This is a genomic window from Pseudomonas sp. AM8 (assembly GCF_036346475.1).
Taxonomy (GTDB): domain Bacteria; phylum Pseudomonadota; class Gammaproteobacteria; order Pseudomonadales; family Pseudomonadaceae; genus Aquipseudomonas; species Aquipseudomonas marginalis.
Genome location: NZ_JAOTNX010000006.1, coordinates 43,409 through 60,853, shown reverse-complemented (window position 1 = coordinate 60,853; position 17,445 = coordinate 43,409). Strand labels below are relative to the sequence as shown.

Genomic DNA, 17,445 nt, shown 5'->3' with positions numbered 1-17,445 from the left:
GAGTGGGATCAACATGTGGGAGGGGGCTTGCCCCCTCCCACATTCATTCTCTGTGTCATTTAGGATTTAAGCCGGCTGATCCAACGCCAACTCAACCCCCAGCTGGCGGGACAGGCACGGCCAGCGCTTCCACGCGGCTTCCGTTGCCGGGCTTTTCAGCTGTTCGCGATACGCTTCGACAGACTCCAGTGCAAAGCTGTCTTCGTTGAGCATTTCATCCACCGCATGATGAACGGCTTCATCCAGCTGGTTGGCGAATGCTTCACCGATCAACTGATGGGCAATCACGTTGGCCACGGTGGTATCTGCTGGAATCAGTGGCCGGCCAAAGTGTTTGATATACAAATCGTTGACCTCTTCCACCAGGCGATGGGCCAGGTAAGCCTCGTCCAGCAGACCGTCGAGCCCTTCATGGCCGGCCAGGATCGCGGGGGGCTGCAGGAAGAAATGCTCGGCGATTTTCAGCACTGGCTTGATCTGGCTTTCGATGCCGGCCTCGCGGGCCACGTCGTTGGCGGCGTCCAGCAGGTCCGGCACGAGATCGATGTAGGCCGTGACGAAACGGGTCATGACAATGTTGCGATCGCCATCAGCCAGGGAAATGGCCGAATGCAGGTGCGGCAATTGCTCTTCCAGCTGCTTGGCCAACTGGCCAGTGCTGGATTCGTGTTGATGGGCACGGGAAATCTGCTCGCGCAATGCGGCGGTGTTCATGAAGGCTCCAGTGAAGCAGGCGTAGGAATAGGGACAGCATAAGGTAGCTCGTTTATACGAGCGCCTAAGACGCATTTGTCATAATTATTTCATGGTTATGCACAGGCGTTATATCGAATTGCCATCGTTGGTCGGATAAACGATTCCGCAGCCGGTTTTATTAGGCCTGGCCACTCATTTTTGCTCATTTGCCCCTACACATTGCGGGGTTGCAGAGCGTGTCTATACTCGGGTTTGTACGCGATTAGCTGATGACGCCAGACTGCATAAGCAGGTAAGGCTAAGCGGTTGTAAGCAGTATGGAAGCCGCTCCCTTCGACGCAGGTGCAAACCGGCGGGATAACAAGAACGATAAGGGGAACCCGCAATGACGCGACATCCACATGTTTGGATGGGCCTCCTGTTGTGGTCGGTATTCGGCCAGGCGCACGCCGCCTGGACAACGAATATGGCGCCAGGGGCAACTGAAGTCAGTCACGCTGTGTTCGACCTGCACATGACCATTTTCTGGATCTGTGTAGTGATCGGCATTGTCGTTTTTGGCGCGATGTTCTGGTCGATGATCCTTCATCGCCGCTCTACGGGCCAGGTTGCGGCCAAATTCCACGAAAGCACCACCGTGGAAATCCTCTGGACCGTGGTGCCCTTGCTGATCCTGGTCGCGATGGCCATTCCGGCGACCAAGACCCTGATCAATATCTACGACAGCACCGAGTCGGATATCGATATCCAGGTCACCGGCTATCAGTGGAAGTGGCATTACAAATACCTGGGCCAGGACGTGGAGTTCTTCAGCAACCTGGCCACGCCCGCCGAGCAGATCCATAACCAGGCCACCAAGGGCGAACATTACCTGCTGGAAGTCGACCAGCCGCTGGTGCTGCCGGTGGGCGCCAAGGTGCGCTTCCTGGTGACCGCCGCCGACGTGATCCACTCCTGGTGGGTGCCGGCCTTTGCGGTCAAGCGTGACGCCATCCCGGGGTTCGTCAACGAGGCCTGGACCCGCGTCGAGAAGCCCGGCATCTACCGTGGCCAGTGCGCCGAACTGTGCGGCAAGGACCACGGTTTCATGCCCATCGTGGTCGAGGTCAAGTCCAAGGCCGACTACGACACCTGGCTCGGCGAGCGTAAGGCAGAGGCCGCCAAGCTCAAGGAACTGACCTCCAAGGAGTGGACACTTGAAGAGCTGGTGGCCCGTGGTGACAAGGTCTATCACACCACCTGCGTGGCCTGTCACCAGGCCGAAGGCCAGGGCTTGCCACCGATGTTCCCGGCCCTCAAGGGTTCGAAAATCGCCACCGGGCCCAAGGAAGGTCACCTGAGCCTCGTCTACCACGGCAAGCCCGGTACGGCGATGGCCGCATTCGGCAAGCAGCTCTCGGAAGTGGATATCGCCGCCGTGGTGACCTACGAGCGCAACGCCTGGGGTAACAACAAAGGCGACATGGTCACGCCTAAAGACGTGCTGGCCATCAAGCAGGCGGAAAGCAAATGACTTCATTCATTGCGTATGCCCCGAACCGCCCCGCCCACTCGCTTGCAGGAGAACGGCCATGAGCGCTGTGATCGATGACCATGGCCACGCCGGTGACCATGCCCACGGCCCCGCCAAAGGCTTGATGCGCTGGGTGCTGACCACCAACCATAAGGACATCGGCACGATGTACCTGTGGTTCGCGTTCACCATGTTCCTGCTCGGCGGCTCGTTCGCCATGGTGATCCGTGCCGAGCTGTTCCAGCCTGGCCTGCAGATCGTCGAGCCGGCGTTTTTCAACCAGATGACCACCATGCACGGCCTGATCATGGTGTTCGGGGCGGTAATGCCGGCGTTTGTCGGCCTGGCCAACTGGATGATTCCGCTGATGATCGGCGCGCCGGACATGGCCTTGCCGCGCATGAACAACTTCAGCTTCTGGCTGCTGCCGGCGGCGTTCCTGCTGCTGGTCTCGACCCTGTTCACGCCCGGTGGCGGGCCGAATTTCGGCTGGACGTTCTACGCCCCGCTCTCCACCACCTACGCACCGGAAAGCGTGACGTTCTTCATCTTCGCCATCCACTTGATGGGCATCAGCTCGATCATGGGTGCGATCAACGTGGTTGCCACCATCCTCAACCTGCGTGCGCCCGGCATGACCTTGATGAAAATGCCGCTGTTCGTCTGGACCTGGCTGATCACTGCATTCCTGCTGATCGCGGTGATGCCGGTGCTGGCCGGCTGCGTGACCATGATGTTGATGGACATCCACTTCGGCACCAGCTTCTTCAGCGCGGCCGGTGGCGGTGATCCGGTGCTGTTCCAGCATGTGTTCTGGTTCTTCGGCCACCCCGAGGTGTACATCATGATCCTGCCGGCGTTTGGCGCCGTCAGTTCGATTATCCCGACCTTCTCGCGCAAGCCGTTGTTCGGCTATACGTCGATGGTCTACGCCACGGCGAGCATCGCGTTCCTCTCGTTTATCGTGTGGGCGCACCATATGTTCGTGGTGGGCATTCCGTTGGTCGGCGAGTTGTTCTTCATGTACGCCACGTTGCTGATTGCGGTGCCCACAGGCGTGAAGGTGTTCAACTGGGTCAGCACCATGTGGCAAGGCTCCCTGACCTTCGAGACGCCGATGCTGTTTGCCGTGGCCTTCGTGATCCTGTTCACCATCGGCGGCTTCTCCGGATTGATGCTGGCGATTGCCCCGGCGGACTTCCAGTATCACGACACCTACTTCGTGGTGGCGCACTTCCATTACGTACTGGTGCCTGGTGCGATCTTCGGCATCTTCGCCTCGGCCTACTACTGGCTGCCGAAATGGACCGGCCACATGTACGACGAAACCCTGGGCAAGCTGCATTTCTGGTTGTCTTTCGTGGGCATGAACATGGCGTTCTTCCCGATGCACTTCGTGGGACTGGCCGGTATGCCGCGTCGGGTGCCGGACTACAACCTGCAGTTCGCCGACTTCAATATGGTCTCGTCGATTGGCGCGTTCATGTTTGGCGCCACGCAGATCTTCTTCCTGTTTATCGTGATCAAGTGCATCCGTGGCGGCCCGCCCGCGCCGGCCAAGCCGTGGGATGGCGCCGAAGGCCTGGAGTGGAGCGTGCCCTCGCCCGCGCCGTACCACACCTTCACCACGCCACCGGAGGTCAAATGAACAGGGTAAGCGGAGGTGGTCATGGCTGACTCCGTGCCCCTCAAGCGCCTGGTTACCCGCCTGCTGATCCTGGTGGTAGCGATGTTCGCCTTCGGCTTTGCCCTGGTGCCGATCTACGACGTGATGTGCAAGGCGTTCGGCATCAACGGCAAGACGGCCGGGCAGTACGAAGGCGAGCAGGTCGTCGACCTCACGCGCCAGGTACGGGTGCAGTTCCTGTCCACCAATGCCATCGACATGGTCTGGGAGTTTCATTCCAAGGCTGACGAGGTGGTGGTCAACCCCGGTGCCGTCACCGAGATGCTGTTCGTGGCCTACAACCCCACTGACAAGCCGATGACCGCCCAGGCGGTGCCGAGCATTTCCCCCGCCGAAGCGGCGATGTATTTCCACAAGACCGAATGCTTTTGCTTCACCCAGCAAGTGCTGCAGCCAGGCCAACGCATCGAGATGCCAGTGCGTTTTATTGTCGACCGTGACATGCCCAAGGATGTGAAGCATTTGACCCTGGCGTACACGCTGTTTGATATCACTGCGCGCCAACCGCCCGTGGCTGTCCGTACCGGCGGCTAGCTACTGTTTGCCCGCTCAATCAGGAGAGCGAATACATGTCGACTCATGATACGTACTACGTACCAGCGCAAAGCAAATGGCCGATAATTGCCACGATTGGCATGCTGGTCACCGTGTATGGCCTGGCCGTGTGGTTCAACGACCTGAAGGCGGCACGCCCTGAATCCCACGGGCCGTGGATCTTTTTCGTCGGAGGGCTGTTGCTGGCCTACATGCTGTTTGGCTGGTTCGGTGCAGTGATCAAGGAAAGCCGCGCCGGTTTGTACAGCGCCCAGATGGACCGCTCGTTTCGCTGGGGCATGACCTGGTTCATTTTTTCCGAGGTGATGTTCTTCATCGCGTTTTTCGGTGCGCTGTTCTACGTGCGCCATTTGTCCGGTCCCGCATTGGCCGGCGAAGGCCCCAAAGGCATTGCGCACATGCTGTGGCCGAACTTCGAGTTTGCCTGGCCGTTGCTCAACAACCCGGACCCGAAGCTCTATCCCGCGCCGGAGGGCACCATCAGCCCGTGGGGCTTGCCGTTGGTGAACACCATCCTGCTGGTGAGTTCCAGCGTGACCATCACCATTGCCCACCACGCCTTGCGCAAGGGGCATCGCGGCGCGCTGAAAATCTGGCTGGCGATCACCGTCTTGCTGGGCCTGGCATTCCTCGGGTTCCAGGCCGAGGAATACATCCATGCCTATAAAGAACTGGGCCTGACCTTGGGTTCGGGGGTGTACGGCGCGACGTTCTTTATGCTCACGGGCTTCCACGGTGCTCACGTGACCATCGGCACCATCATTTTGTTTGTGATGCTGATGCGCATCCTGCGCGGGCATTTCAATGCCGAGCATCAGTTCGGTTTCGAGGCGGCCAGTTGGTATTGGCACTTCGTGGATGTGGTGTGGATCGGGCTGTTTTTCTTCGTCTATGTGCTCTGAGGCGACTTACCAGGGCGCATGAGATACCAGCTGGCCGCTGAAAAATCCCCAGGCGATCAATGCCACGGTGATCACGGCCAGTACCACACGCACGGTCAAGGCCGTCACGAGGCGGTTGGAGTTGCCCTCGTCCTTGACCAGGAAGAACAGGCCACTGAACAGGCTCACGACGGTCGCGATCAGCATCAGGGCAATGGCTGCTTTGAGCATGGTCTGGTTCCTGGCGTTGGTGGGCATTAAGGGGATGGGCGGGCAATGAAAACAAGTATAGCCAGCGCCATGAAACGCTTTCGTCCAGGTATCGCACCGACCGTGGTGGTGATGATTCTGCTGCCTTTGATGGTGGGCTTGGGCGTCTGGCAGCTGTCGCGCGGCCATGAGAAGCAGTTGCTGGTGGACAGCTATGCCGAACGCCGCGCCGCTGAGCCGATCAGCAGTGTGCAACTCGGGGATATGGCGGACCCGGCCTTTCGCCGCGTGCATCTGCGCGGGCAATTCGATGCCGAGCACAGCGTATTGCTGGATAACCGCATGCGCGACGGCAAGGCAGGTGTCGAGTTGCTGCAACCCTTTCATGACCAGGCCAGCGGCCTGTGGTTATTGCTCAATCGGGGCTGGTTGCCGTGGCCGGATCGGCGCACCCCGCCCGTCTTCACCACCCCGGATCAGCCTTTAAATCTCGACGCCTGGGTGTATGTCGCGCCCGGCGAAACCTTCCAGCTGCATGCGGACCCCACGACCGCGCAATGGCCGCGCCTGTTGACCGCGTTGCACCCCGCCGCGCTGTGGGCTGAGCTGGGCCGCAACGGTTTTGCCTATGAGCTGCGCACCGAAGCCGGCCCCGGCACGTACGAAACCACCTGGCCCATCGTTGCGATGGGGCCGGAAAAACACTTGGCCTACGCGGTGCAGTGGTTCGCCATGTCCCTGGCGCTACTGGCTCTTTACCTCTACCTCGGATGGCACACCACAAAGGAGAAGCCCCATGGGAACGGCCACGAATCCACTCAACATGTCTGAGGTACCTGATCGGCGCAAAGGCCGCTGGCAGCTGATGCTGATCCTGCTGATGGTGATCGGTCCGATGGTGCTGGCCACCTTCATGTACAAACTGCAGTTCTGGGTGCCGGACAGTCGCAGCTACCACGGAGAAATGATCGGTAACGGTCAGACCCGCGCCGATATTGGCGTGCAGGCCGATGAACAGCGCTGGCAGTTGCTGGTCACCGCGCCTGGCGCCTGCGCCGCCGATTGCCAGCAACTGGTGTACCTCGCGCGCCAGTTGCAGATCGGCCTGGGGCGCGACGCTTCACGCGCCAGCCATGCCTTGGCCAGTGCGCAACCGGTCGCTGCCGACTATGACACCAAGCTCAAGGCCGAATACCCGCAATTGCAGCGCTACTCACTGGATCTCTCGACCTTCACCAAAAACGCCGCCGCGCCGGGCGCTGCGCAACTGTGGATCGTCGACCCCCACGGCAACCTGGTGCTGCGCTACGACGCCAAGGTCAAGGGCAAGGACTTGCTCAATGACCTGCGCCACCTGTTGAAACTGTCGAACATCGGATAAGGGCATCGTCATGGCCAAACCTGGATTTCGCCTCGCGTTGTTTGCCACTTTGCTGGCGTTGATCGTCGTGCTGCTTGGCGCCTACACCCGCCTGACCCACGCCGGCCTCGGTTGCCCGGACTGGCCGGGCTGCTACGGCTTTATCAGCGTGCCGCAAAGCGAGGCCCAGCTGGCCCATGCCGAATTGCATTTTCCCGATACGCCCGTGGAGGCTGACAAGGGCTGGGCGGAGATGACCCATCGCTACTTCGCCGGCACCCTGGGCCTGTTGATTGTGCTGTTGGCGGCGCGTTCGTGGAGCCATCGGCGTGATCCGGGCCAGCCAGTGAAACTGCCGTTGTTTCTGTTGATGGTGGTGTTCGCCCAGGCGGCGTTTGGCATGTGGACGGTGACCTTGAAGCTGTGGCCCCAGGTGGTGACGGGGCACTTGTTGGGCGGCTTTGCGACCTTGAGCCTGTTGTTCCTGCTGACCCTGCGCTTGTCTGGGGTGTTGCCCGCGTTGATCGTGCCCAGGCGCCTGCAATATTGGGCCACGGCGGGTCTGGTGCTGGTGATCGGCCAGATCGCCTTGGGCGGCTGGGTCAGTTCCAACTATGCAGCGGTGGCCTGCATCGATTTGCCCACCTGCCATGGCCAGTGGTGGCCTGCGGCGGACTTTGCCAACGGCTTTCACCTGACCCAGCACATCGGCCCCAATTACCTGGGCGGCCAGCTCGACAGCGACGCGCGCACCGCTATCCACCTGACCCACCGCATCGGTGCAGTGCTGGTCACCCTGGTGCTTGCGGGGCTGGCCTGGCAGCTGCGTGCGGTGGGTATGACGCGGCTCGCGGGCCTGCTGTTGATTGCCCTGGCGGCACAAATCAGCCTGGGCCTGAGCAACGTGTATTTCCACCTGCCGCTGCCGGTTGCGGTCGGACATAACGCCGGCGGTGCAGCGTTGTTATTGACCCTGGTGCTGGTCAATTACCACGCCCGCACCAGTCTGGTCCGGGTGCGTCACCAGTTGCCCTTCGGCTGGCGCTTCAGCCCGCGCAAACACGTATCGGGCCTCATCACCCTTAAAGGAGAGATGCCATGGCGACCTTGATCGGCGCGCGCCACAGCCAGGCGATCTGGCGCGATTACCTGGAGCTGACCAAGCCGAAAGTGGTGGTGCTGATGCTCATCACCTCCCTGGTCGGCATGTTCCTCGCGACCCGCGCCGGCGTGCCGTGGGCGGTGCTGGTTTTCGGCAACCTGGGGATAGCCCTGTGTGCCGGTGGCGCGGCGGCGGTGAACCATGTGGTGGACCGGCGGATTGATGCAGTGATGGCTCGCACCCATAAGCGGCCGTTGGCGGAGGGGCGTGTGTCGCCGGTGGCGGCGCTGGCCTTTGCTTTGTTTCTAGCCGTTGCAGGGTTGGCCTTGTTGCTGGCGTTTACCAACCCCCTGGCGGCATGGCTGACGCTGGCTTCGCTGCTCGGTTATGCGGTGGTCTACACCGGTTTTCTCAAGCGTGCGACGCCACAAAATATTGTCATCGGAGGCCTTGCCGGTGCCGCGCCACCGCTGTTGGGCTGGGTCGCCGTTACCGGCCATGTCAGCGCCGAGCCCTTGTTGCTGGTGCTGATCATCTTCGCCTGGACGCCGCCGCACTTCTGGGCCCTGGCCATTCACCGCAAGGAGGAATACGCCAAGGCCGATATCCCGATGCTGCCGGTCACTCACGGCGAGCACTACACCAAGGTGCATATCCTGCTCTATACCTTCGCCCTGTTGGCGGTGAGCCTGATGCCCTATGTGATCCACATGAGCGGCCCGCTCTACCTGGCCTGTGCGCTGGTTTTGGGCGGACGCTTTCTGCAATGGGCCTGGGTGCTGTACCGTGGCGCTCAGCCGCACGCGGCGATCAACACCTTCAAGTACTCTATCTGGTACCTGTTCCTGCTGTTTATCGCCCTGCTCGTAGACCACTACTTACTGTTGAACCTATGACTCGAACTCAAAAAACCGTCTTTATCCTGGTGGCCATCGTCGCGTTGATCATGGGCCTGACCGTTAACAAAGTGCTCTCGGGCAAGGGCCAGGGCGACCCTACGGCATTGATTGATGCCGGCATCATCCTGCTGCCGCAAAGCCGCCAGCTGCCGCCGGTGACCATGACCAACCAGGACGGCCAGCCGGTGCTGGTCAACGAGTTGAAAGGCAAGTGGAGCCTGCTGTTCTTCGGCTACACCTTCTGCCCCGACATCTGCCCGACCACCCTCGCTCAACTGCGCCAGATCAAGAGCGAGTTGCCTAAGGAGGCTGTGGATAAGTTGCAGGTAATCCTGGTCAGCGTCGACCCGAACCGCGACACCCCGACCCAGCTCAAGCAGTACCTGGGCTACTTCGACCCGCAATTCGAAGGCCTCACCGGCGCGAACGTGGAGGATGTGCAGAAGGTTTCGAATGCCGTGAGCATCCCGTTCATCCCGGCAGACACCAGCAAGCCCAACTACACCGTCGACCACAGCGGCAACCTCGCGCTGATCGGCCCGGATGGTACCCAGCGCGGCTTTATCCGTGCGCCGTTGAACAACCAGAAGCTGGTGGCGCAACTGCCGGGGCTATTGCAGCGCAAGTAACAGACAATGCACAACACATGTGGGAGGGGGGCTTGCCCCCTCCCACATTTTTTGATCTCCAGCGTGTTGGAGACCGGGTCGGATCAGAACGCCGGCAGGATCGCGCCTTTGTACTTCTCTTGGATGAATTGCTTCACCTCAGGGGTGTGCAGGGCTGCAATCAGCTTCTTCATCGCGTCCGAATCCTGGTTGTCTTCGCGGCTCACGAGGATGTTCACGTAAGGCGAGTCATTGCCTTCGATCACCAGGGCGTCCTTGGACGGGTCCAGCTTGGCTTCCAGCGCATAGTTGGTGTTGATCAGCGCCAGGTCGACCTGGGTCAGCACGCGCGGCAGGGTGGCGGCTTCGAGTTCGCGGAATTTCAGGTTTTTCGGGTTTGCAGTGATGTCCTTGATGGTCGACAGGATGTTGGTCGGGTCCTTCAGGGTGATCAGGTTGTGCTTGGCCAGCAGCAACAGCGCACGGCCTCCGTTGGTGGCGTCGTTCGGGATCACCACGTTGGCGCCGTCAGGCAGGTCTTCCAGTTTTTTGTACTTGCTGGAGTAAGCGCCCAGAGGCTCCAGGTGCACAGCGCCGACGCTCACCAGGTGAGTGCCTTTGGCTTTGTTGAATTCATCCAGGTATGGCTGGTGCTGGAAGAAGTTCGCGTCCAGGCGTTTTTCCGCTACCTGGACGTTGGGCTGTACGTAATCGGTGAAGACTTTGACTTGCAGGTCCACGCCTTCTTTGGCGAGGGCAGGCTTCACGAATTCCAGGATTTCCGCGTGGGGCACCGGCGAGGCAGCGACTTTCAGGGTCTCGGCGGCGTGGGCGGAAAACGCGGCAACGGCGGCGAAAGCAACCAGTAGTTTTTTCATCCAACAAGCTCCTTGTTCGGGCATGTGCCGGCTTTTGACCGGCAATGGCCGTTATTTTCGAGAAAAGTGCACCACCAGCTTGTCGCCGACGGTTTGCAGAATTTGCACCAGGATCAACAGCATTACCACGGTGACCACCATCACATCGGTCTGGAAGCGCTGGTAACCGAAACGGATCGCCAGGTCACCCAGGCCGCCGGCACCGACGACACCGGCCATGGCCGTGTAGGACACCAGGGTAATCGCCGTCACCGTTATCGCCGCGAAGATGCCGGGGCGTGCTTCGGGCAGCAGCGCGTTGATGATGATCTGGCGGGTGCTGGCCCCCATGGACTGGGTGGCCTCGATGATGCCGCGGTCCACTTCACGCAAGGCGGTTTCCACCAGGCGCGCGAAGAATGGCGTGGCCCCTACGACCAGCGGCGGGATCGCGCCCGCTACGCCCAGGGAGGTACCGGTGATCAGCACAGTGAACGGGATCATCACGATCAGCAGGATGATGAACGGCAGCGAGCGCAGGATGTTCACGACCAGCGACAGCAGTGCGTACAGGCCTTTTTGCTCGAACAGCTGGCGTGGGCTGGTGAGGAACAACAGCACGCCCAAAGGCAGGCCCAATACCACGGTGAAGAACAGCGAACCGAACAGCATGATCATGGTGTCGCCGGTGGCGAGCCAGATTTCGGACCAGTCGATATTGGCGAAGAAACTCAAGAAAACGTCCATCAGCGCAGCACCTCCATGTGGACGTCTGCGGCGGTAAAGCGGGCAAAGGCCGCTTCCATGTCACCGCCGGTGACCGCAAGGGTCAGTTGCCCGTAGGGGATGTCTTTGATGCGGTCGATGCGGCCGGCGAGGATGCTGTAGTCCACCCCCGTTTCGCGGGCGACGGTACCCAGCAATGGCGCGTAGGTCGCTTCACCCTGGAACGTCAGCCGTACGATGCGACCCGGTACATGGGCGAAGTCATCACGCTGCTCGCCTTCATCGACCTGCTCGGCTTCCTGCACGAAGCGCTTGGTGGTCGGGTGCTTGGGGTGCAGGAACACGTCGGCCACCGAGCCTTGCTCGACGATCACGCCGGCGTCCATCACGGCTACCTGGTCACACACGCGGCGGATCACATCCATTTCATGGGTGATCAGCACGATGGTCAGTTTCAACTCGCGATTGATCTCGGCCAGCAATTGCAGGACCGAGGCGGTGGTCTGCGGGTCGAGGGCGCTGGTGGCCTCGTCGCATAGCAGGATTTTCGGCTTGGTCGCCAGGGCGCGGGCGATGCCGACGCGCTGCTTCTGGCCACCGGACAACTGCGCCGGGTACTTCTTGGCGTGGTCCGACAGGCCGACGCGGGCAAGTAGCTCGGCGACACGTTGGTCGATGTCCTTGCGCGACAATTCGCCGGCCAGGGTCAGTGGCAAGGCCACATTGTCGGCAACGGTCTTGGACGCCAGCAGGTTGAAGTGCTGGAAGATCATCCCGACCTGCTGGCGGAAACGGCGCAGGCCGTTGGCGTCCAGGGCGGTGACTTCTTCGCCGTCCACCGTGATCTGGCCGCCGCTGGGCTCTTCCAGGCGGTTGATCAGGCGCAGCAGCGTGCTTTTACCTGCACCCGAGTGGCCGATCAGGCCAAACACCTGGCCGTTTTCGACGCGCAGGCTGGTGGGGTACAGCGCGGGAATATCCTTACCGGCGACGCGGTAGGTTTTATGGACGTTTTGAAACTCGATCACGTAGCGAACCTTGTGGGGCGCATTGAAAAGGGATCAGCGGTTAGCCGGGCGCGCATTTTAGCCTGTCCGTATAGCGTTTCTTAGCATTTATTTCGCATTCAACCAGTGATTTGGCAATAACGCGATCAAAGGTCATAAAAAAGGAACGGCAGAAAACCGTGTCAGTCACTACTTAAGCAACTCGATTTCCCAGGTGCCGTGCCTGGGGTTTTGCTCAAACGAGCCGGGGACCGCTCTGGCCACTTTGAATAAGGAGTTTTGACTGATGAGTACCAAGAAGCCAGCCACCCCGTCGAAGAGTGAACTTGCAGGCACCGACACCCTGGACCGTGGCAACACCAACGCCAAGCTGCAAGCCCTGGAGGAATTCCGTTCCGATGCGACCGGCCAGGCCCTGCGTACCAACCAAGGCGTGAAGATCTCCGACAACCAGAACACATTGAAAGTCGGTGCCCGCGGCCCCTCGCTGCTGGAAGACTTCATCATGCGTGAAAAAATCACGCACTTTGACCATGAGCGTATCCCCGAGCGCATCGTGCATGCCCGGGGCACCGGCGCCCATGGCTATTTCCAGACCTATGAAAACCATTCCGCGCTGAGCAAGGCAGGTTTCCTGCGTAACCCCGAGCATAAAACCCCGGTGTTCGTGCGTTTCTCCACCGTGCAGGGCCCGCGTGGCTCGGGCGATACGGTGCGTGACGTGCGCGGTTTCGCGGTGAAGTTCTTCACCGACGAGGGCAACTTCGACCTGGTCGGCAACAACATGCCGGTGTTTTTCATTCAGGATGCGATCAAGTTTCCCGACTTCGTGCATGCGGTAAAACCTGAGCCACACAACGAAATTCCTACCGGCGGCTCGGCCCACGATACGTTCTGGGATTTTGTTTCGTTGCAGCCGGAGTCGGCGCACATGGTGATCTGGGCGATGTCTGACCGCGCCATTCCAAAAAGCCTGCGTGCCATGCAGGGGTTTGGCATTCACACCTTCCGCTTGATCAATACCGAAGGTAAGTCCAGCTTTGTGAAGTTCCACTGGCACCCGAAGGTCGGCACCTGTTCCCTGGTGTGGGACGAAGCGCAAAAGCTTGCCGGTAAAGATACCGATTACCACCGCCGTGACCTGTGGGAAGCGATTGAAAGCGGCGACTACCCTGAGTGGGAGCTGGGTGTGCAGATCGTTGCGGAAGAAGACGAGCATAAGTTCGACTTTGACCTGCTCGATCCGACCAAGATCATCCCCGAGGAACTGGTGCCGATCACGCCGCTGGGCAAGATGGTGCTGAACCGTAACCCGGATAACTTCTTTGCCGAAGTCGAGCAGGTCGCGTTTTGCCCGGGCCACATCGTGCCGGGTATCGACTTCACCAACGACCCGTTGCTGCAAGGTCGTCTGTTTTCCTACACGGATACGCAGATCAGCCGCCTCGGTGGGCCGAACTTCCATGAGCTGCCGATCAACCGGCCGGTAGTACCTTTCCACAACGGCCAGCGCGACGCCCAGCACCGCACCGTGATCGACAAGGGCCGAGCCGCGTACGAGCCGAATTCGATCGATGGTGGTTGGCCGAAAGAAACGCCGCCGGCTGCCCAGGATGGCGGTTTCGAAACTTATTACGAGCGTGTCGATGCCAACAAGGTACGTGAGCGCAGTGAGTCGTTTGGCGACCACTTCTCCCAGGCTGCGCTGTTTTTCCACAGCATGAGCCACCACGAGAAAGAGCACATCATCGCGGCCTACAGCTTCGAGTTGGGCAAGGTGGAGCGCGAGTTTATCCGCGCGCGTCAGGTCAACGAGATTCTGGCCAATATCGATCTGGAACTGGCCAAGCGCGTGGCGCAGAACCTTGGTCTGCCGGCACCGACCAAAGGCACGGTAGCGCCGCGTGAGTCTTCGCTGAAAGAGTCGCCGGCATTGAGCCAGGTGAACCTGCTGTCTGGCGATATCAAGACGCGCAAAGTCGCGATTCTCGCGGCTGACGGTGTGGATGGCGCGGCAATCGATGCGCTGAAAAAAGCCCTGGAGACAGAAGGTGCCCATGCCAAGTTGCTGGGGCCGACCTCGGCGCCGGTGAAGACGGCGGATGGCAAGCGCCTGCCGGTGGATGCGTCGATGGAAGGCATGCCGTCGATTGCGTTTGACGCCGTGTTTATCCCGGGCGGAAAAGAGTCGGTGAAAGCACTGAGCGGTGATGGTGTGGCGCTGCATTACGTTCTGGAAGCCTACAAACACCTGAAGGCGATTGCGGTTGCCAGTGACGCGAAACCACTGCTGGATCTGCTGAAGCTGGAGACGGATGCGGGGTTGATCGTGGGGTCGGATGCTAAGGCGTTCAAGGCGTTTTTTGCCGCGATTGCACAGCATCGGGTTTGGGATCGTGAGCCGAAGGCTAAGGCGATTCCGGCTTAATTTATTGGTTGCTTGTTGGATCGCTATCGGGGGCAAGCCCCTCTCACAATTCAAATGTGAGAGGGGCTTGCCCCCGATGCGTTATTCCGCCTTGCGCGGAATCAGCACAACCTGCGCCTGAATATGATTCAGAATCTGCCGGTGTATCTTCAGGTCATACCCCGAATCAATACGCTTCACCCGTTTGGTCAGCAACGTGGCCAGCCACGGGTAGTCCTGAGTGCGCGGTGCCTGGATCGTCACATCGCACTGGTAATTCACCACGTCGGTGGCAATCGCATCCAGTTGATGGCGCAGCGCTTCAATATCAGTGAGGTTCAGCGCCACGGTGGTGCTTGGCGCGGCCGGGTCGATGACCTTGGCAGCGGGCTTGGCTTCGGCGGCCTTGAGGGCCTCTTCGGCTTTATCCAGCTCGACTTTACGGGCGTGGGTGATGGCGCTGTTGACGCCACCGGTCAGCGCCGGCGCCTTGGGCATCAGTGCACGGGCACGGCTCAGGGCGGTGGCGGCGGCGTTTACGTCGCCTTTTTGCAGCACGATCTGGCTGCGCTGCAGGTAAGCCTCGGCCAATTGACGTTGGTAGGGCTCCAGCGTCGGGTCATTGGGCGACTGGGCCTGCAGCGCGGCCAGTTGGTCTTCGGCGGTGGCCAGCTCACTGCTGGCCAGGTTTTGCTCCAGCTGCGCGATGGCCGCAGCACGCGGATCCGGCGCCTCTGGGGCGGCGGGCGGTGTGCTTTGACAGGCGCCCAGCAGCAGGGAAAACGCGGCAAGGAGCAGATAACGGGAGGTGAACAACTTCATTCCTGCGACTCTCTATTTGCGCAAAAAGCGAGCAAGTCTACACCCCTCGACGGGGCAGGACAAAACTCAGCAGAAACAGGGCGGCCGCCGTGACTACGATCGACGGTCCGGCCGGTGTGTCCTTGAACCATGACAACGCCAGGCCCCCGCACACTGCCAGCATCCCCAACAGGCTGGCACCGATTGCCATCTGCTCCGGCGAGCGGGCGTGGCGCTGGGCGGCGGCGGCCGGAATGATCAACAGCGATGTGATCAACAATACGCCGACAATCTTCATCGCGACAGCGATCACCACGGCAATCAGCAGCATCAGGGCCATGCGCAACGCAGATACGGGCAAACCTTCGACCCTGGCCAGTTCTTCATGCACCGTGATGGCCAGCAGTGGGCGCCACAGGGCGACCAACAGCACCAATACTGCAGCGCTGCCGCCGAGAATCCAGGCAAGATCGGTGGGGCTGATCGCCAGCAGGTCGCCGAACAGATAGGCCATCAGGTCGATGCGCACTTCATGCATAAAGCTCAGCACCACCAGGCCCAGGGACAGCGTGCTCGGCGCCAGGATGCCCAACAGGGTGTCCGAGGCCAGTGGCTGGCGCTGTTGCAGGGTCACCAGCAGCACCGCCAGCAGCAGGCAACCCACGGTCACGGCGATGGTCGGGCTCACATCCAGCAGGAAGCCCATGGCCACGCCCAGCAGCGCGGCGTGGGACAAGGTGTCGCCAAAATACGCCATGCGCCGCCAGACCACGAACGAGCCCAGCGGGCCCGCCACCAGCGCCAGAGCCAAGCCTGCCAGCAGGGCGTAAAGCAGAAAATCAGCCATGCTTGCAGCTATCTCCATGAACGTGGGTGTGGGGCGTCGCGGGATCGTCAACGACAGCGCCATGCAGGTCATGGGCGTGATCGTGATGGTGGTGATAGATCGCCAGGCTCTGGGCGTTCTTGCCGAACAGTTCGACGAACGCCGGGTCGCTGCTGACTTGTTCCGGGTGGCCGGAGCAGCACACGTGGCGGTTGAGGCATACCACTTGGTCGGTGGTGCTCATCACCAGGTGCAAATCATGGGAGACCATCAGCACGCCGCAGCCATGGCGGTCGCGCAGGCGGGTGATCAGGCTGTACAGCTCGGCCTGGCCGGCGACGTCGACGCCCTGCACGGGTTCATCCAGCACCAGCAACTCGGGCTCGCGCAGCAGGGCACGGGCCAGCAGCACGCGCTGCATTTCGCCGCCGGAGATGCTTTGCACCGGGCTGTCGATGACCTGCTCGGCACCGACTTCCTTGAGGGCGGCCTGCGCGCGGGCGCGGTCCACACCGGGCACCAGGCGCAAAAACCGCAGTACAGACAAGGGCAAGGTCGGATCAACATGCAGCTTTTGCGGCATGTAGCCCACGCGCAGCCTGGGCTTGCGCCACACGCTGCCGGTGTCGGGCTTGAGCAGGCCGAGTACGGCGCGCACCAGGGTGGTCTTGCCGGCGCCATTGGGGCCGATCAGGGTGACGATCTGCCCCGGCTCGACGCTCAAGGCGATGTTATCCAGCACGTTCTGCCCGGCAAACGTGACGCCGACCTGCTCCAGGCGGATTAACGCGTTGCTCATCAAGCCCCCTGGCAGCCCGAGCACAGGCCGACCACTTCGACCGTCTGCCCTTCGACCCGGAAGCCTACGTCGGCGGAGCTCTTGATGATGGCGTCGCTGATGCTTTTTTGTTCAAGCTCGATGGCGGCGTGGCACTCGCGGCAGATCAGGAACTGGCCCTGATGCGCGTGCTCCGGGTGGTTGCAGCCGACAAAGGCGTTGAGCGAGGCAATGCGGTGCACCAGGCCGTTTTCCAGCAGGAAATCCAGCGCGCGGTACACGGTCGGCGGCGCGGCCCGGCGGCCGTCCTGCTCGCTGAGCACACCCAGGATGTCGTAGGCACCCAGGGGCTTGTGGCTCTGCCAGACGAGTTCCAGCACCCGGCGACGCAGGGCGGTCAGGCGCAAGCCTTTCTGTGCGCACAGGGTGTCGGCCTCCGACAGCGCGGTATGCACGCAGTGAGAGTGGTCGTGTGGACGGCTGGCAAGCGGTGTTTTAGGCATGAGCGGCGACAGATATTTGATAGAGACGT

The 17,445-nt window shown here is 60.9% G+C and carries 19 protein-coding genes; 10 read left to right on the top strand and 9 right to left on the bottom strand.

The features are described from left to right. Positions 1 to 66: 66 nt before the first annotated feature. Positions 67 to 714, bottom strand: a complete 648-nt coding sequence (locus V3W40_RS15945; RefSeq protein WP_065926842.1) for a hypothetical protein — start codon at positions 712 to 714, stop codon at positions 67 to 69. Positions 715 to 1,081: 367 nt separating this feature from the next. Here V3W40_RS15945 and coxB point away from each other — a divergent pair, with 367 nt between their 5' ends. Genes coxB through V3W40_RS15925 form a run of 4 tightly spaced genes read left to right on the top strand, consistent with a single transcriptional unit; the run spans position 1,082 to position 5,353 of the window. Beyond that, positions 1,082 to 2,209, top strand: a complete 1,128-nt coding sequence (gene coxB, locus V3W40_RS15940; protein WP_065926843.1) for a cytochrome c oxidase subunit II — start codon at positions 1,082 to 1,084, stop codon at positions 2,207 to 2,209. A 58-nt stretch (positions 2,210 to 2,267) separates the two neighbouring features. After that, complete coding sequence (gene ctaD / locus V3W40_RS15935; RefSeq protein WP_024072609.1) at positions 2,268 to 3,857, top strand: cytochrome c oxidase subunit I; 1,590 nt, start codon at positions 2,268 to 2,270, stop codon at positions 3,855 to 3,857. A 21-nt stretch (positions 3,858 to 3,878) separates the two neighbouring features. Beyond that, positions 3,879 to 4,430, top strand: a complete 552-nt coding sequence (locus V3W40_RS15930; RefSeq protein ID WP_065926844.1) for a cytochrome c oxidase assembly protein — start codon at positions 3,879 to 3,881, stop codon at positions 4,428 to 4,430. Positions 4,431 to 4,465: 35 nt separating this feature from the next. Then, positions 4,466 to 5,353, top strand: coding sequence for a cytochrome c oxidase subunit 3 (locus V3W40_RS15925; RefSeq protein WP_027608047.1), 888 nt, complete (start codon positions 4,466 to 4,468; stop codon positions 5,351 to 5,353). Between the two features lie 6 nt (positions 5,354 to 5,359). On the opposite strand, the gene V3W40_RS15920 is transcribed toward V3W40_RS15925, so the two are convergent. Beyond that, on the bottom strand, positions 5,360 to 5,563 hold the full coding sequence (locus tag V3W40_RS15920; protein ID WP_016978774.1) for a twin transmembrane helix small protein: 204 nt from the start codon (positions 5,561 to 5,563) through the stop codon (positions 5,360 to 5,362). Positions 5,564 to 5,608: 45 nt separating this feature from the next. On the opposite strand from V3W40_RS15920, the gene V3W40_RS15915 reads away from it, so the two are divergent. Genes V3W40_RS15915 through V3W40_RS15895 form a run of 5 tightly spaced genes read left to right on the top strand, consistent with a single transcriptional unit; the run spans position 5,609 to position 9,532 of the window. Next, positions 5,609 to 6,373 carry an SURF1 family protein gene (locus V3W40_RS15915; RefSeq protein ID WP_065926845.1) on the top strand — a complete coding sequence of 255 codons (765 nt, stop codon included), beginning with the start codon at positions 5,609 to 5,611 and terminating at the stop codon, positions 6,371 to 6,373. After that, positions 6,339 to 6,923, top strand: a complete 585-nt coding sequence (locus V3W40_RS15910; RefSeq protein ID WP_065946462.1) for a hypothetical protein — start codon at positions 6,339 to 6,341, stop codon at positions 6,921 to 6,923. Before V3W40_RS15915 ends, V3W40_RS15910 begins: the two co-directional genes overlap by 35 nt. Before the next feature lie 10 nt (positions 6,924 to 6,933). After that, positions 6,934 to 8,013, top strand: coding sequence for a COX15/CtaA family protein (locus V3W40_RS15905; RefSeq protein ID WP_098480656.1), 1,080 nt, complete (start codon positions 6,934 to 6,936; stop codon positions 8,011 to 8,013). Continuing rightward, a complete protein-coding gene (gene cyoE / locus V3W40_RS15900; RefSeq protein ID WP_065926848.1) occupies positions 8,001 to 8,900 on the top strand; it encodes a heme o synthase in 900 nt (299 codons plus the stop codon). Before V3W40_RS15905 ends, cyoE begins: the two co-directional genes overlap by 13 nt. Next, complete coding sequence (locus V3W40_RS15895; RefSeq protein ID WP_167656823.1) at positions 8,897 to 9,532, top strand: SCO family protein; 636 nt, start codon at positions 8,897 to 8,899, stop codon at positions 9,530 to 9,532. Before cyoE ends, V3W40_RS15895 begins: the two co-directional genes overlap by 4 nt. Before the next feature lie 83 nt (positions 9,533 to 9,615). On the opposite strand, the gene V3W40_RS15890 is transcribed toward V3W40_RS15895, so the two are convergent. The 3 genes from V3W40_RS15890 to V3W40_RS15880 are packed head-to-tail and all read right to left on the bottom strand — an operon-like array spanning position 9,616 to position 12,122. Further along, the gene (locus tag V3W40_RS15890; RefSeq protein ID WP_027608041.1) at positions 9,616 to 10,389 is read right to left on the bottom strand and encodes a MetQ/NlpA family ABC transporter substrate-binding protein; all 774 of its coding nucleotides are present in this window, start codon (positions 10,387 to 10,389) and stop codon (positions 9,616 to 9,618) included. Between the two features lie 51 nt (positions 10,390 to 10,440). Next, positions 10,441 to 11,115 (bottom strand): methionine ABC transporter permease, encoded by a 675-nt coding sequence (locus V3W40_RS15885; RefSeq protein WP_065926851.1) that lies wholly within the window; start codon positions 11,113 to 11,115, stop codon positions 10,441 to 10,443. Then, entirely contained in the window at positions 11,115 to 12,122 is a 1,008-nt protein-coding gene (locus tag V3W40_RS15880; RefSeq protein ID WP_065926852.1) for a methionine ABC transporter ATP-binding protein, read from the bottom strand. Before V3W40_RS15880 ends, V3W40_RS15885 begins: the two co-directional genes overlap by 1 nt. A 265-nt stretch (positions 12,123 to 12,387) precedes the next feature. On the opposite strand from V3W40_RS15880, the gene katE reads away from it, so the two are divergent. Further along, positions 12,388 to 14,529 (top strand): catalase HPII, encoded by a 2,142-nt coding sequence (gene katE / locus V3W40_RS15875; RefSeq protein WP_092488101.1) that lies wholly within the window; start codon positions 12,388 to 12,390, stop codon positions 14,527 to 14,529. A gap of 81 nt (positions 14,530 to 14,610) precedes the next feature. On the opposite strand, the gene V3W40_RS15870 is transcribed toward katE, so the two are convergent. Genes V3W40_RS15870 through zur form a run of 4 tightly spaced genes read right to left on the bottom strand, consistent with a single transcriptional unit; the run spans position 14,611 to position 17,416 of the window. Then, the gene (locus V3W40_RS15870; RefSeq protein ID WP_092488100.1) at positions 14,611 to 15,330 is read right to left on the bottom strand and encodes a PA5502 family lipoprotein; all 720 of its coding nucleotides are present in this window, start codon (positions 15,328 to 15,330) and stop codon (positions 14,611 to 14,613) included. A gap of 37 nt (positions 15,331 to 15,367) precedes the next feature. After that, positions 15,368 to 16,156, bottom strand: coding sequence for a zinc ABC transporter permease subunit ZnuB (gene znuB / locus V3W40_RS15865; protein WP_092488099.1), 789 nt, complete (start codon positions 16,154 to 16,156; stop codon positions 15,368 to 15,370). Next, positions 16,149 to 16,934 carry a zinc ABC transporter ATP-binding protein ZnuC gene (gene znuC, locus V3W40_RS15860; protein ID WP_065926855.1) on the bottom strand — a complete coding sequence of 262 codons (786 nt, stop codon included), beginning with the start codon at positions 16,932 to 16,934 and terminating at the stop codon, positions 16,149 to 16,151. The genes znuB and znuC overlap by 8 nt, the downstream gene beginning before the upstream one ends. Then, a complete protein-coding gene (gene zur, locus V3W40_RS15855) occupies positions 16,934 to 17,416 on the bottom strand; it encodes a zinc uptake transcriptional repressor Zur (protein ID WP_026136513.1) in 483 nt (160 codons plus the stop codon). Before zur ends, znuC begins: the two co-directional genes overlap by 1 nt. Between the last annotated feature and the right edge of the window lie 29 nt (positions 17,417 to 17,445).

Excerpts from the sequence above, each read along its gene's own strand:
- V3W40_RS15920 (WP_016978774.1), bottom strand. The coding sequence starts at position 5,563 with ATGCTCAAAGCAGCCATTGCCCTGATGCTGATCGCGACCGTCGTGAGC.
- znuC (WP_065926855.1), bottom strand. The coding sequence starts at position 16,934 with ATGAGCAACGCGTTAATCCGCCTGGAGCAGGTCGGCGTCACGTTTGCC.
- V3W40_RS15885 (WP_065926851.1), bottom strand. The coding sequence starts at position 11,115 with ATGGACGTTTTCTTGAGTTTCTTCGCCAATATCGACTGGTCCGAAATC.
- V3W40_RS15915 (WP_065926845.1), top strand. The coding sequence starts at position 5,609 with ATGAAAACAAGTATAGCCAGCGCCATGAAACGCTTTCGTCCAGGTATC.
- zur (WP_026136513.1), bottom strand. The coding sequence starts at position 17,416 with ATGCCTAAAACACCGCTTGCCAGCCGTCCACACGACCACTCTCACTGC.
- ctaD (WP_024072609.1), top strand. The coding sequence starts at position 2,268 with ATGAGCGCTGTGATCGATGACCATGGCCACGCCGGTGACCATGCCCAC.
- V3W40_RS15895 (WP_167656823.1), top strand. The coding sequence starts at position 8,897 with ATGACTCGAACTCAAAAAACCGTCTTTATCCTGGTGGCCATCGTCGCG.
- cyoE (WP_065926848.1), top strand. The coding sequence starts at position 8,001 with ATGGCGACCTTGATCGGCGCGCGCCACAGCCAGGCGATCTGGCGCGAT.
- coxB (WP_065926843.1), top strand. The coding sequence starts at position 1,082 with ATGACGCGACATCCACATGTTTGGATGGGCCTCCTGTTGTGGTCGGTA.
- znuB (WP_092488099.1), bottom strand. The coding sequence starts at position 16,156 with ATGGCTGATTTTCTGCTTTACGCCCTGCTGGCAGGCTTGGCTCTGGCG.
- V3W40_RS15945 (WP_065926842.1), bottom strand. The coding sequence starts at position 714 with ATGAACACCGCCGCATTGCGCGAGCAGATTTCCCGTGCCCATCAACAC.
- V3W40_RS15905 (WP_098480656.1), top strand. The coding sequence starts at position 6,934 with ATGGCCAAACCTGGATTTCGCCTCGCGTTGTTTGCCACTTTGCTGGCG.
- V3W40_RS15930 (WP_065926844.1), top strand. The coding sequence starts at position 3,879 with ATGGCTGACTCCGTGCCCCTCAAGCGCCTGGTTACCCGCCTGCTGATC.
- V3W40_RS15890 (WP_027608041.1), bottom strand. The coding sequence starts at position 10,389 with ATGAAAAAACTACTGGTTGCTTTCGCCGCCGTTGCCGCGTTTTCCGCC.
- V3W40_RS15910 (WP_065946462.1), top strand. The coding sequence starts at position 6,339 with ATGGGAACGGCCACGAATCCACTCAACATGTCTGAGGTACCTGATCGG.
- V3W40_RS15925 (WP_027608047.1), top strand. The coding sequence starts at position 4,466 with ATGTCGACTCATGATACGTACTACGTACCAGCGCAAAGCAAATGGCCG.
- V3W40_RS15870 (WP_092488100.1), bottom strand. The coding sequence starts at position 15,330 with ATGAAGTTGTTCACCTCCCGTTATCTGCTCCTTGCCGCGTTTTCCCTG.
- katE (WP_092488101.1), top strand. The coding sequence starts at position 12,388 with ATGAGTACCAAGAAGCCAGCCACCCCGTCGAAGAGTGAACTTGCAGGC.